This is a genomic window from Actinacidiphila alni (genome assembly GCF_900112845.1).
Classification (GTDB): Bacteria; Actinomycetota; Actinomycetes; order Streptomycetales; family Streptomycetaceae; genus Actinacidiphila; species Actinacidiphila alni.
This window is the reverse complement of the sequence record NZ_FONG01000018.1, coordinates 136,560-150,860: the sequence shown is the minus strand read 5'-3', so window position 1 is coordinate 150,860 and position 14,301 is coordinate 136,560. Positions and strand designations below refer to the sequence as shown.

General features: G+C 72.4%; 7 protein-coding genes. 2 read left to right on the top strand and 5 right to left on the bottom strand.

What is annotated here, in order from left to right:
* Positions 1–55 precede the first annotated feature (55 nt).
* Positions 56–1,081 (top strand): ATP-dependent 6-phosphofructokinase, encoded by a 1,026-nt coding sequence (locus BM076_RS26330; RefSeq protein ID WP_093716177.1) that lies wholly within the window; start codon positions 56–58, stop codon positions 1,079–1,081.
* Between the two features lie 67 nt (positions 1,082–1,148).
* On the opposite strand, the gene glgB is transcribed toward BM076_RS26330, so the two are convergent.
* From glgB to BM076_RS26315, 4 genes are all read right to left on the bottom strand, one after another.
* Positions 1,149–3,260, bottom strand: coding sequence for a 1,4-alpha-glucan branching enzyme (gene glgB, locus BM076_RS26325; RefSeq protein ID WP_322936249.1), 2,112 nt, complete (start codon positions 3,258–3,260; stop codon positions 1,149–1,151).
* Positions 3,261–3,661: 401 nt separating this feature from the next.
* Positions 3,662–5,170 (bottom strand): maltokinase N-terminal cap-like domain-containing protein, encoded by a 1,509-nt coding sequence (locus BM076_RS37690; protein ID WP_245796379.1) that lies wholly within the window; start codon positions 5,168–5,170, stop codon positions 3,662–3,664.
* Positions 5,171–5,512: 342 nt separating this feature from the next.
* Positions 5,513–7,213, bottom strand: a complete 1,701-nt coding sequence (gene treS, locus BM076_RS26320; protein ID WP_093716175.1) for a maltose alpha-D-glucosyltransferase — start codon at positions 7,211–7,213, stop codon at positions 5,513–5,515.
* Complete coding sequence (locus BM076_RS26315) at positions 7,210–9,195, bottom strand: alpha-1,4-glucan--maltose-1-phosphate maltosyltransferase (RefSeq protein WP_093716174.1); 1,986 nt, start codon at positions 9,193–9,195, stop codon at positions 7,210–7,212. Before BM076_RS26315 ends, treS begins: the two co-directional genes overlap by 4 nt.
* A 710-nt stretch (positions 9,196–9,905) precedes the next feature.
* Between BM076_RS26315 and BM076_RS26310 the strand changes: the two genes are divergently transcribed.
* A complete protein-coding gene (locus BM076_RS26310; protein ID WP_093716173.1) occupies positions 9,906–12,515 on the top strand; it encodes a glycosyltransferase family 1 protein in 2,610 nt (869 codons plus the stop codon).
* A gap of 186 nt (positions 12,516–12,701) precedes the next feature.
* On the opposite strand, the gene BM076_RS26305 is transcribed toward BM076_RS26310, so the two are convergent.
* Entirely contained in the window at positions 12,702–14,231 is a 1,530-nt protein-coding gene (locus BM076_RS26305; RefSeq protein ID WP_407640713.1) for a DEAD/DEAH box helicase, read from the bottom strand.
* Between the last annotated feature and the right edge of the window lie 70 nt (positions 14,232–14,301).

Genomic DNA, 14,301 nt, shown 5'->3' with positions numbered 1-14,301 from the left:
CGCCCGTGCACCCGCAGCCGACGCCCCACCGACGACTTACTGGAGACACAGCACCATGCGCATCGGAGTCCTCACCGCCGGCGGCGACTGCCCCGGACTCAACGCCGTCATCCGGTCCGTCGTGCACCGCGCGATGGCCGGCCACGGCGACGAGATCATCGGCTTCGAGGACGGCTTCGTCGGCCTGCTGGAAGGCCGCTTCCGCCCCCTGGACCTCAACTCCGTCAGCGGCATCCTGGCCCGCGGCGGCACCATCCTCGGCTCGGCCCGGCTGGAACGCGCCCGGCTGCGCGAGGCCGCCGACAACGCCGACGAGCTGTGCGCCCAGTACGGCATCGACGTGCTGATCCCGATCGGCGGCGAGGGCACCCTGACCGCCGCCCGGATGCTCTCCGACGCCGGGATGCCGGTCGTCGGCGTGCCCAAGACCATCGACAACGACATCAACGGCACCGACCGCACCTTCGGCTTCGACACCGCCGTCACCGTCGCCACCGAGGCCATCGACCGACTGAAGACCACCGCCGAGTCGCACCAGCGCGTCATGGTGGTCGAGGTGATGGGCCGGCACGCCGGCTGGATCGCCCTGGAAGCGGGCATGGCCAGCGGCGCGCACGGCATCTGCGTGCCCGAACGCCCCTTCGAGCCGGCGCAGTTGGTGGCGATGGTCGAGGAACGCTTCGCGCGCGGCAAGAAATTCGCCGTCATCTGCGTCGCCGAGGGCGCCCACCCGGCCAAGGGCAGCATGGACTACGGCGTCGGCGAGATCGACAAGTACGGCCACGAGCGCTTCACCGGCATCGGCACCACGCTCGCCATGGAGTTGGAGGAACGCCTCGGCAAGGAGGCGCGTCCGGTCATCCTCGGCCACGTCCAGCGCGGCGGCGTGCCCACCGCGTACGACCGGGTCCTGGCCACCCGCTTCGGCTGGCACGCCGTCGAGGCCGCCCACAAGGGCGCCTTCGGCCACATGACCTCGCTCCAGGGCACCGAGATCGGCCTGGTCCCGCTGGCCGACGCCGTCACCCACCTCAAGACCGTCCCGGAGAACCGGATGGAAGAGGCCGAATCCGTCTTCTGACGGCGGCCCGTCCCGCGGGGACGGAGGGGGGCGCCGGGCGGACCCCGGCGCCCCCCTCCGCAGTCCGCTAGGCCGGGCGGAGCCAGAGGGTGGCCAGCGGGGGCAGCGTCAGACTGACGCTGTGGGCGCGGCCGTTCCAGGGCGTCGGGTCGGTCTTCAGCGGGTCAGCCGCGGCGGCGCCGCTGCCGCCGTAACGCGGCGCGTCGGTGTTGAGCACCGGCTTCCAGACCACGTCGGGGGAGCCGAGGCGGTAGTTCTCACGCACGACGGGGGAGAAGTTGCTGACGCACAACAGCGGGTCGCCCGCGGTGTCGTAGCGCAGGAAGGAGAAGGTGTTGTCCTCCGCCGCGCCGCCGTCGATCCAGGCGAAACCGTCCGGGTCGGTGTCCAGTTGCCACAGCGCGGGCGTGGCCGCGTAGACCGCGTTGAGGTCGCGGACCAGGTCGCGGACGCCGCGGTGGTCGTCGGCCGCCGGGTAATCCGGGTCCAGCAGCCACCAGTCGGGCCCCGTGTCGTGCGACCACTCCGCGCCCTGCGCGAACTCCTGCCCCATGAAGAGCAGTTGCTTGCCCGGGTGCGCCCACATGAAGCCCAGGTAGGCGCGGACGGTGGCGCGCTGCTGCCACCAGTCGCCGGGCATCTTGCTCACCAACGAGCCCTTGCCGTGCACCACTTCGTCGTGCGAGATCGGCAGCACGTAATTCTCGGAGTACGCGTACACCATCGAGAACGTCATCTCGTTGTGGTGGTACCTGCGGTGCACCGGCTCGTGCGCGACGTAGTCCAGCGAGTCGTGCATCCAGCCCATGTTCCACTTCAGGCCGAAGCCGAGACCGCCGAAGCCGGTCGGGCCGACCAGATGCGTCGGGCGGGTCACACCGTCCCAGGCGGTGGACTCCTCGGCGATGGTCACGGCCCCGGGACAGCGCCGGTAGACGGTCGCGTTCATCTCCTGGAGGAACGCCACCGCGTCCAGATTCTCCCGGCCGCCGTACGCGTTGGGCAGCCAGTCGCCGCCCTCGCGCGAGTAGTCGAGGTAGAGCATCGAGGCGACCGCGTCGACGCGCAGCCCGTCGATGTGGAACTCCTCGCACCAGTACACGGCGTTGGCGACCAGGAAATTGCGCACTTCGGTGCGGCCGAAGTCGAACTCCAGCGTGCCCCAGTCCGGGTGCTCCGCGCGCCGCGGGTCGGACGGTTCGTACAGCGGTGTGCCGTCGAAGCGCGCCAGCGCCCATTCGTCCTTCGGGAAGTGCGCCGGCACCCAGTCCATGATCACGCCGATCCCGGCCGCGTGCAGCGCGTCCACCAGGAAGCGGAAGTCGTCCGGTGAGCCGAGCCGCGAGGTCGGCGCGTAGTACGACGTCACCTGGTAACCCCAGGAACCGCCGAAGGGGTGCTCGGCGACCGGCATCAACTCCACGTGCGTGAAGCCGAGTTCCTTGACGTACGCGGGCAGCTGCTCGGCCAGCTCGCGGTAGGTCAGGCCGGGGCGCCAGGACGCCAGGTGCACCTCGTACACCGAGAACGGCGCGCGGTGCACCGGGACCGCGGCCCGGCGCTCCATCCACTCCTGGTCCCGCCACTCGTGCGCCGACTCCGTCACCAGCGACGCGGTGGCCGGCGGCACCTCCGTGGCCCGCGCCATCGGGTCCGCCTTCATCCCGCGCGAGCCGTCCGGCCGGGTGATCTCGTACTTGTACGCCGTCCCCGCGCCGACGCCGGGCACGAACAGCTCCCACACGCCGGAGCCGCCCAGCGAGCGCATCGGGAAGCCGGTGCCGTCCCAGAAGTTGAAGTCGCCCGCGACCCGCACGCCGCGCGCGTTCGGCGCCCACACCGCGAAGCGGGTGCCGGTCACGCCCTCGTGCGTCATCGGCTGCGAGCCGAGCGCCTTCCACAGCTCCTCGTGCCGGCCCTCACCGATCAGGTGCAGGTCCAGCTCCCCGAGGGAGGGCAGGAAGCGGTACGGGTCCTCCACGACGTGCTCGCCGTCGTCGTACGTCACGGCGAGCCGGTAGCCCTCGGCGGGCAGCGCGGTGCCCTTGGCGGGCAGCACGCCCGAGAAGAAGCCGTCGCCTTCTGCCGCCAGCTCGGTGCGGGTGCCGCCGTCCGTCACGGCCGCCACCGACCGGGCGAACGGGCGCAGCGCCCGGACCCTGACGCCGCCCCCGTCCACGGGGTGCGCTCCCAGCACTCCGTGCGGGTCGTGATGGGCTCCTTCGAGGAGCCGCCACCGGTCGTCCGACCCGAGCCCTGAAGGGGCGCTGGGGGCACCCCCAGCGGTAGCTGGGGGAGGAACTGCGCGCTCAGCCACCACGGGCCCGGTGGTCGCGGGAACAACAGCGTCTGCCCCACTGGGGCGGTCTGTGAGCCGCGCCTCGGTGTTGGGCTGCTCGCGCAGTTCCCCGCGCCCCTGCGGGGCACGTCCGGCGTCAGGCGCGGCCGTCGGCTGAGGGGCACCCTCGGAGTTCTGCGGGGCACCCTTCGATGCGGTACCGGATGCGGCCGGACGTGGCGTAGAGCCATCGTAGCCGCGCGCCTTGGCCTCGGGGAGGAAACGATCGTCGGGGGAGCGGGTCACGGAAGGTTCTCCTCGGTGGGGGCGGCGGCCAGGCGGGACAGGGCGGACAGCGGGATGGGGAGCCAGGCGGGCCGGTGGCGGGCCTCGTACCGCGCCTCGTACACCGCCTTGTCCGTCTCGAAAGCCCGTATCAGGACGGGCTGTTCGCGCGGGTCGAGACCGGAGACGGCCGCGTATCCCGTCAGGAAGGCGTCCCGGTGCCGGGCCGCCCAGGGGCCGTTGCCGCTGTGGTGGGCGGCGTAGTCGAAGGACCGCAGCATGCCGGCCACGTCCTGCACCGGCGGCGCCGCGCGGCGCCGTTCGGCCAGCGGGCGGGCGGGTTCGCCCTCGAAGTCGATCAGCACCCATCCGCCGTCCGGGCCGCGCAGCACCTGGCCGAGGTGCAGGTCGCCGTGGATCCGCTGGGCGGTCACCGCGTGCTCGCCGGCGCCGCCGAGCCTGGCCAGGTCGTCGAAGGCCGAGCGCAGCGCCGCCGCGTGCGGGCGCACCGCCGGGACCTCCTTGGCGGTCTCGTCGAGGCGCCGGGTCATCGCCGAGGCGATCCGCTCCAGGGCCGGCCCGTCCAGGGTCCGTACCGGGAGGGCGGCGGCCAGCGCGCCGTGCACCTCGGCGGTGGCGCGGCCGAGCGCGTCGGCCTCCGCGGTGAAGTCGCCGTCCTCGGCGACCGAGGCGATGGCCAGCGCCCAGCCGTCGGAGGAGCCCGGCAGGAAGCGCTGCAACAGCCCGAGCGTGGTCGGTTCCGTCACGGCCGGGGCGCCCTGCGGTCCCGGCACGCCCTCGGCGGGCAGCGCCTCGAACCAGGCGACGGGCTCGGCGATCCGCCGCGAGCCGGCCCGGGACAGCGCCAGCGACAGCTCCAGGTCCGGGTTGGTGCCGGGGGAGACCCGGCGGAACAGCTTGAGGATGTACGTGTCCCCGTACACCACCGAGGTGTTGGACTGCTCGGCGGTGGACACCCGCGGCGTGAGCCCCGGCGGGAACTGCGCGTCCGGCTCGACGCCGAAGCGCAGCCGCCCGGCCCGTCCGGGCACCCGCAGCCGTTCCAGCAGCAGCGCGGCCAGCCGCGGGTCGTGCGGCGCGTCGTAGAGCGTCAGCCCGTCGTAGGGGCCGCCGACCGCGGGGCCGAGCGCGGTCCGCACCAGGGCCGACGGCAGCAGCGGATGCGCGCCGAGCAGCAGTTGGTAGCAGTCGGCGGGCCGGCCGGGCTGTTCGACGTCCACCAGGACGTGCAGCAGCCCCAGCGGGCCGAGCCGGCCGCCGGGCGGCACCAGTTCGGTGGCGGCGGCCAGCCGGAAACCGCTGATGGGCAGGCCCTTGCCGGCGAACCAGCGCTGTTTGGGCAGCCAGGCGCGCAGCAGCGGTTCCAGTGACCGCAGCAGCCCGGGCGCGAGGTCGCGCCCGGCCGGCGGGGCGGTGTCCCGCACGGTCGGTGGGGTCGTGGGCGAATTCGGTACGGACGGTGACGCGGGCACGGAATGAGCACGGGTCCAGGAGCTGTCCGACATGACGTCCTTTCCCCGGGGGAGTCGCGCACCCGGCCGCTTCGACGAGCGGCAGGGGCGCCAGCCTCCCGGATGACGGGTTCGGGCTGTCCGGCGACACGGGGAGCCTGCCCCGGGCGGGTGACAGGAAACCGCCGTACGGGCCCTGCCGACGTGACGATCATGTGTCACGCCAGGTCCGTGAGCCACCGGGTACGGCGGAACGTGCCCCGCGGTGCTGCTGGGGTACTCCGGATACTGCCAGGGGTCGCAGGCGCCCGCTACTCGGGGAGGACGACCGGGCACGGTCGGTGACGCGCTGCCCGGTGTCGGCTGCGGGGGGCCGGTCGTTCCGGCCCCCCGCCGTCAGGCCTGTTCGCGGCGGAGCCGGAACCAGTAGAAGCCGTGGCCCGCCAGGGTGAGCAGGTACGGCAGCTGTCCGATCGCCGGGAAACGCACCCCGCCGATCAGCTCCACCGGGTGGCGCCCGGCGAAGCTCCGCAGGTCCAGCTCGGTGGGCTGGGCGAAGCGGGAGAAGTTGTTCACGCACAGCACGAGGTCGTCGCCGGACTCGCGCAGGAAGGCCAGGACGGCCGGGTTGCTGGAGGACAGCTCGGTGTACGAGCCGAGACCGAAGGCACGGTTCTGCTTGCGGATCTCGATCATCCGCCGCGTCCAGTGCAGCAGTGAGCTGGGTGAGCTCATCTGCGCCTCGACATTGGTGACCTGGTAGCCGTAGACCGGGTCCATGATCGTCGGCAGGTAGAGCCGGCCGGGGTCGCTGGAGGAGAAGCCGGCGTTGCGGTCCGGCGTCCACTGCATGGGGGTGCGCACACCGTCCCGGTCACCGAGCCAGATGTTGTCGCCCATGCCGATCTCGTCGCCGTAGTAGAGGATCGGCGAGCCCGGCAGCGACAGCAGCAGCGCGGTGAAGAGTTCGATCTGGTTGCGGTCGTTGTCCAGCAGCGGGGCCAGCCGCCTGCGGATGCCGATGTTGGCGCGCATCCGCGGGTCCTTGGCGTACTCCGCGTACATGTAGTCGCGTTCCTCGTCGGTGACCATTTCGAGGGTCAGCTCGTCGTGGTTCCGCAGGAAGATGCCCCACTGGCAGTTCGCCGGGATGGCCGGGGTCTTCGCGAGGATCTCCGACACCGGATAGCGGGATTCCCGCCGTACCGCCATGAAGATCCGCGGCATGACCGGGAAGTGGAACGCCATGTGGCATTCGTCGCCGCCCTTGCGGAAGTCGCCGAAGTAGTCGACGACGTCCTCCGGCCACTGATTGGCCTCGGCGAGCAGCACCGTGTCCGGGTAGGACGCGTCGATCTCCTCGCGCACCTTCTTCAGGAAGCCGTGGGTGCGCGGCAGGTTCTCGCAGTTGGTGCCCTCCTCCTGGAAGAGATAGGGCACCGCGTCCAGCCGGAAACCGTCGATGCCGAGGTCCAGCCAGAACCGCAGCGCGGCCAGGATCTCCTCCTGCACCCGCGGGTTCTCGTAGTTGAGATCCGGCTGGTGGGAGAAGAACCGGTGCCAGTAGTACTGCTTGCGCACCGGGTCGAACGTCCAGTTCGAGGTCTCGGTGTCGACGAAGATGATGCGGGCGCCGTCGTACTGCTTGTCGTCGTCCGCCCAGGTGTAGAAGTCCCCGTACGGTCCGTCGGGGTCGCTGCGCGACTGCTGGAACCACTCGTGCTGGTCGCTGGTGTGGTTCATGACGAAGTCGATGATCACGCGCATGCCGCGCTGGTGCGCGGCGTCCACGAATTCCACGAAATCCGCCAGGTCGCCGAATTCCGGCAGTACGGCCGTGTAGTCGGACACGTCGTACCCGCCGTCGCGCAGCGGTGACGCGAAGAAGGGCGGCAACCACAGGCAGTCGACGCCGAGCCATTGCAGATAGTCCAGCTTGGCGGTGATGCCTTTCAGGTCGCCTACTCCGTCGCCGTTGCTGTCCTGGAAGGACCGCACGAGGACTTCGTAGAACACCGCCCGTTTGAACCAGTCGGGATCACGGTCCTTGGCGGGTGTGTCCTCGAAGGTGTCAGGGACGGGTTCGTTGACGATCAACTGAGTGACCCTCCGATCGAAGGAGACGGTCGCAGTGACAGTACGTGCGCGGGCGCGCGGCCCGGCTCAAGGCGCACATAGTTGTCCCTGCCCCAGTGGTAGGTGTCCCCGGTGAGCTCGTCGCGCACCGGGTACGACTCGTGCCAGGAGAGCCCGAGTGCCGGCATGTTCAACGAGACGGTGGCCTCCTGGGTGTGGAACGGGTCCAGGTTGACGACCACCAGTACGACATCGTCGCCGGACCGCTTGGAATAGGCCAGCATCGAATCGTTGTCCACTGGGTGAAATGTGATGTCCCGCAGTTGGCGGAGCGCCGGGTGCCGGCGGCGCAGCCGGTTGAGCGTGGTGATCAGCGGTGCCAGGGAGCGGCCCTCGGCCTCGGCCGCCGCCCAGTCCCGTGGCCTCAGTTCGTACTTCTCCGAGTCCAGGTACTCCTCGCTGCCGGGCTTGGCGGGGGTGCCCTCGCACAGCTCGAAGCCCGCGTAGACCCCCCAGGTGGGCGAGAGGGTCGCGGCCAGCACGGCCCGCGCCTCGAAGGCGGGCCGGCCGCCGTGCTGGAGGTAGGCGTGCAGGATGTCCGGGGTGTTCACGAAGAAGTTGGGCCGCATGTACGCCGCCGCCTCCCCGCTCAACTCCGTCACGTAGTCGGTCAGTTCCTGCTTGTCGTTGCGCCAGGTGAAGTAGGTGTACGACTGCTGGAAGCCGATCCGTCCGAGGGTGGCCATCATGGCCGGCCGGGTGAACGCCTCGGCCAGGAAGATCACGTCCGGGTCGGTGCGGTTGATGTCCGCGATGACCTTCTCCCAGAACACCACCGGCTTGGTGTGCGGATTGTCCACCCGGAAGATCCGCACCCCGTGCGCCATCCAGTGCCGCAGCACCCGCAGGGTCTCCCGGACGATGCCGGCGAAGTCCTCGTCGAAGGCGATCGGGTAGATGTCCTGGTACTTCTTCGGCGGATTCTCCGCGTACGCGATCGTGCCGTCCGCGCGGTGCGCGAACCATTCCGGGTGCTTGGCCACCCACGGGTGGTCGGGCGAGCATTGGAGGGCGAAGTCCAGCGCCACCTCCATCCGCAGCTCACGGGCGCGCCGGACGAAGTGGTCGAAGTCCTCCAGGGTGCCCAGGTCCGGGTGGACCGCGTCGTGCCCGCCCTCGGGGGAGCCGATCGCCCACGGCGAGCCGACGTCGTCGGGACCGGGCGTGAGGGTGTTGTTGCGGCCCTTGCGGAAGGCTGTGCCGATCGGGTGAATCGGCGGCAGATAGACCACGTCGAAGCCCATCGCGGCCACCGCGGGCAGCCGTTCGGCGGCGGTGCGGAAGGTGCCCGAGCGCGGCGGCGCGCCCTCCTCCACCACCGCGCCCTCCGACCGCGGGAAGAGCTCGTACCAGGAGCCGAACAGCGCCCGCTCCCGCTCCACGTGCACCGGCAGCGGCTTGGACGCGCTGACCAGTTCGCGCAGCGGGTACCGGTCGAGCACCGCCACCACCTCGTCGGCCAGCGCCGCCGCGTGCCGGGCCGCCGGGGTGCGCGAGGTGTCCCGCAGCGCGTCCACCGCCGCCAGCACCCCGGCCCTGCCGTCGTTCTTCGGCACCCCGGCCGCCGCCCGCTCGTGCAGCAGCGCGCCCTCGGCCAGCACCAGTTCGGTGTCGATGTCCGCGGGGATCTTGATGCCGGCCGTGTGCCGCCAGGTCGCCACCGGGTCCGACCACGCCTCCACGGTGTACGTCCAGCGCCCCTCGGCCGTCGGGGTGACGAACGCCCCCCACCGGTCGGTGCCCGGTTCCAGTTCCCGCATCGGTGTCCACGGCCCGGACCGGCCGGCCGGGTCGCGGAGCACGACATTGGCGGCCACCGCGTCGTGCCCCTCGCGGAACACGGTCGCGGTCACCTCGAACGTCTCTCCCACGACCGCCTTCGCCGGGCGGCGGCCGCAGTCCACCAGCGGACGGACATCGACGACAGGAATACGACCGATCATTGCCTCACCTGACAGCGCTGTGGATGGGACGGCGGAGATAAGAGGGGGCCACCGGTGACGGCGCACGGAAGCTGCCGGGACCGCGGACAGCGTCACTTCGGGCAGCTTCGCGCGTGCCCCCGCTCTTTTTAACTGTTCCCGCCGGAGCGGGGCTGCCTGCATGGCCGCTCCGGTCCGCGTTCACCCGGGTGGAGCCTGTACGGACCGGCATGCGGGTGCGTGCCGGGGTGTGCCGATGTGCGCGGTGCGTGGTGTGTGCAGTCTCGTGCCCGGACCCGGCCCCCGCAATCTGAGCCGCCTTCGGGAGCCTTCCCAGGACCGCCGGGACAAAGCACCCCCGCGGAAGCGTTTCGGGAGCGCGTCACGAATGCTCGAACCACCGCCCGCGCCGGGCCCCTGACGCGTACGCGGGGCCGACCACGGGCGCACCGCACACGCGCCCCGCGAGTGCCCCCGCGCACGCCCCCACCGTACGCGAAGCAACCGACACGCCCGCGCGTGCGTGAACTCCCGTGTCACCCGCGCCCCACGGGACACCCGCTGTTACGGAGCCGGCCGCGCGACCGGGCCGGCCCCGTACGTCCGGCCCGGCGGACCGGCGCCGCCCCGACTGCGACCGGTCGCCTCCGTGAGCCGCCGCAGCCGCGTTTGAAGCACCGGATCCCGGAGAGCGCCCCACGGCCCCCGCCGACGGGTTTACGGTCGGGTGCGTGAAGGCAATCCGTCGATTCACCGTGCGCACCGTCCTGCCGGAACCTCTGCGTCCGCTCGGGGAGCTGGCCCAGAACCTACGCTGGTCCTGGCACCCGGAGACCCGGGAGCTGTTCCAGAGCGTCGATCCCGCGGGCTGGCGGGCCGCCCAAGGCGACCCCGTCCGGCTGCTCGGCGCCGTGTCCAAGGAACGGCTCGCCGCGCTCGCCGAGGACCGGCGCTTCCTGCGTCGCCTGACCGCGGCGGCGGAGGAACTGGCCGACTACACCACCAATCCCCGCTGGTACCAGGACCAGCCCGACCTGCCCGCCGCCATCGCCTACTTCTCACCCGAATTCGGCATCACCGCCGCGCTGCCGCAGTATTCGGGCGGCCTCGGCATCCTCGCCGGCGACCACCTGAAGGCCGCCAGCGACCTCGGCGCCCCGATCATCGGCGTCGGACTGCTCTACCGGCACGGCTACTTCCGCCAGACCCTGTCCCGCGAGGGCTGGCAGCAGGAGCACTATCCGGTCCTCGACCCCAACGAACTGCCCGTCACCCCGCTCCGTACCCCCGACGGCACCCCCGCCGAGGTGTCCCTGCTGCTGCCCGGCGGCCGGTCGCTGCACGCCCGGATCTGGAAGGCCCAGGTCGGGCGGGTCCCACTGCTGCTGCTCGACTCCGACGTCGAGGCCAACCAGCCCGCGGAACGCGACGTCACCGACCGGCTCTACGGCGGCGGCAGCGAGCACCGGCTGCTCCAGGAGATGCTGCTGGGCATCGGCGGCGTCCGGGCCGTCCGCACCTACTGCCGGATCACCGGCCACCCCGAACCCGAGGTGTTCCACACCAACGAGGGCCACGCCGGCTTCCTCGGCCTGGAACGCATCCGCGAACTGGCCCTGGAAGGGCTGGACTTCGACGCGGCGCTGGAGGCCGTACGGGCCGGCACGGTGTTCACCACCCACACCCCGGTGCCCGCCGGCATCGACCGCTTCGACCGCGAACTGGTCGCCCGCCACCTCGGCGACGACGGCGAACTGGCCGGTGTCGACACCGGCCGGATCCTCGAACTGGGCATGGAGACCTATCCCGGCGGCGACCCGAACCTGTTCAACATGGCCGTCATGGGCCTGCGCCTGGCCCAGCGCGCCAACGGCGTGTCCACCCTGCACGGCTCGGTCAGCCGGGAGATGTTCGCCGGCCTGTGGCCCGGCTTCGACCCCGAGGACGTGCCGATCACCTCCATCACCAACGGGGTGCACGCGCCCACCTGGGTGGCGCCCGAGGTGGTCAGGCTCGGCGCCCGGCAGATAGGGGCCCAGCGTGCCGAGGACGCCCTGACGGTCGGCGGCGCGGAGCGCTGGGAGGCCATCTCCGGCATCCCGGACGCGACCGTGTGGGAGCTGCGCAGGGAACTGCGCGAACAGCTCGTGACGGACGTACGCCACCGGGTCCGCGAGTCCTGGCGGCAGCGCGGCGCGGGCGAGGCCGAACTCGGCTGGACCGACACCGTCCTCGACCCCGACGTGCTGACCATCGGCTTCGCCCGCCGCGTCCCCTCGTACAAGCGGCTGACGCTGATGCTGCGGGACCAGGACCGGCTGATGGAGCTGCTGCTCCACCCGGAGCGGCCGATCCAGATCGTGGTGGCAGGCAAGGCCCACCCGGCCGACGACGGCGGCAAGCGGCTGGTCCAGGAACTGGTCCGCTTCACCGACGACCCCAGGGTCAGGCACCGCATCGTCTTCCTGCCCGACTACGACATGCGGATGGCGCGGCTGCTCTACCCCGGCTGCGACGTCTGGCTGAACAATCCGCTGCGCCCGCTGGAGGCGTGCGGCACCTCCGGGATGAAGGCCGCGCTCAACGGCTGCCTCAATCTGTCGGTGCTCGACGGCTGGTGGGACGAGTGGTTCGACGGCGACAACGGCTGGGCGATCCCCACCGCCGACGGCGTCGACGACGAGGACCGGCGCGACGAGCTGGAGGCCGCCGCGCTCTACGACCTGCTGGAGAACCAGGTCGCGCCGCGCTTCTACGACCACGGCGCGCAGGGCCTGCCGGGCCGCTGGATCGAAATGGTCCGGCACACCCTGACCACACTCGGCCCCAAGGTGCTGGCCGGCCGGATGGTCCAGGACTACGTCCGCACGCTGTACGCGCCGGCCGCGCGCTCGCACCGGTCCGTGCACGGCGAGCAGGCGCGGTCGCTGGCCGCCTGGAAGCGGCGGGTGCGGGAGCAGTGGCCGCAGGTGTCCGTCGACCATGTGGAGGCCGGTTCCGTCGGCGGCACCCCGGAGCTGGGCGCCACGCTCACCCTCCGGGTGGAGGTCGCGCTCGGCGGACTCGACCCCACGGACGTCGACGTGCAGCTGCTGTCCGGCCGGGTCGACGCCGCCGACCGGCTCGCCGACCCCACGGTCACCTCGCTCAAACCGACCGCCCGCGCCGACGTCTCCGGCCGCTACCACTACGAGGGCCCGCTCACCCTCGACCGCACCGGACCCTTCGGCTACACCATCCGCGTCCTGCCCACCCACCCCCTGCTCGCCACCCCGGCCGAACTCGGCCTGGTGGCGGTTCCGCCCGAAACGGAGGGGATGACGGCGGGCGTGCTGCGCTGACGGCTCGCCGCCGGGGCCTTGGCGGCGTCCACGCGCCGGGGCTCCGGACGGGCGGCATCCGTCCGCCGCCCGTCCGGCCGGGGCGTTCGCGGCCCGGCTTGTTCCATTCGCTCCACGAACGGCGGTGGCCCGGCCCGACAGATGTCGGGCCGGGCCACCGGCATTGTTCGGGTGCCGCGGGTGCCGTCAGGCGGCCTCGCCGCGGGCGCGGCGGCCGATCGCGCCGCCCCGCCCGGCCGCGGCGCCGGGGCCGGTACGACGGCCGCGGCCCGCGGCGCCCTCGCCCGCGGAGGCGCCGGTCCGGCGGCGGTTGCCGCCGCCGGAAGCAGCGGCGCGCTTGGCGGCGGACTGGGCGCGCTGCTGCCGCTCGCCGCGCGCGGGCGCCTGCCCCGTGCCCGAACCGGACGACGCGGCGGCCTGGCCCGTACCGGTGCCGGCGGCCGCACCGCCGCGGCCGCCGCGACGGCGGCGGGACGTGCCGGTGCCCGCCTTGGCGGCGCGCGGCGCGGGGACCTCGGCGGCCGGGAGGGTGACCGGGGTGCCGGAGGGCTGCCGGGCGCCGGTGATCCGGACGAGATCGGCGTCGCCGGGCCGTACCCGGGCGGTGTGCGGCCGGATCCCGGCCTGCGCCATCAGCCGCGCGTTCTCCCGCCGCTGCTCGGGCAGCACCAGGGTGACGACGGTGCCGGACTCACCGGCCCGCGCCGTACGCCCGCCGCGGTGCAGGTAGTCCTTGGCCTCGGTCGGCGGATCGACGTTCACCACCAGGTCGAGCCCGTCGATGTGGATGCCGCGGGCCGCCACATTGGTGGCCACCAGCGCGTCGGCCGTCCCCGTACGGAACTGGTCGAGCGCCCGGTTCCGCTGCGGCTGCGACTTGCCGCCGTGCAGCGCCACCGCGCGCACCCCGAGGCCCAGCAGGTGCTTGGTGAGCCGGTCGGCGCCCCGCTTGGTGCCGACGAACATGATCACGCCGCCCTGGCGCGCCGCGATCTCCGCGGTCACCGCCCGCTTGGTCGCGTCGTCCACGTGCAGGACGTGGTGCTCCATCGTGGTCACCGTCGCGGCCGACGGGTCCACCGAGTGCGTGACCGGGTTCTTCAGGAAGCGCTTGACCAGCTTGTCGACATTGCGGTCCAGGGTCGCGGAGAACAGCATCCGCTGCCCGCCCGGCTTCACCTGCTCCAGCAGCCGCGTGACCTGCGGCAGGAAGCCCATGTCGGCCATCTGGTCGGCCTCGTCCAGTACGGTCACGGCGACCTGGTCCAGCGCGCAGGCGTGCCGTTCGATCAGGTCGAAGAGCCGGCCGGGGGTCGCGACCAGGATCTCGGCGCCGGACCGCAGCGCGGCCATCTGCTTGGTGATGGAGGCGCCGCCGACCACCGCGGTGGTCCGCAGCCCCAGCACCTTCGCGTACGGCGCGAGCGCGTCGGTGACCTGGGTGGCCAGTTCACGGGTCGGCACCAGCACCAGCGCCAGCGGGCGCTTGGCGTCGGCGCGCCGGCCGAGCGCCTTGGTGCGGGTCAGCATCGGCAGGCCGAAGGCCAGCGTCTTGCCGGAGCCGGTACGGCCGCGGCCGAGCACGTCCCGGCCGGCCAGGGAGTCCGGCAGCGTCGCGGCCTGGATCGGAAACGGTTCGGTCACCCCGTCGGCGTCCAGGGCGGCGACCAGCGCCGGGTCGAGCGGCAGCTCGGAGAACAGCTTTACGGGGGACACGGGTGACAAAAGAGGGTTTCCTTCCTCGTGCCGCCACGGCGGACGCCGTGTGCGGCTGCACGCGAGAGGC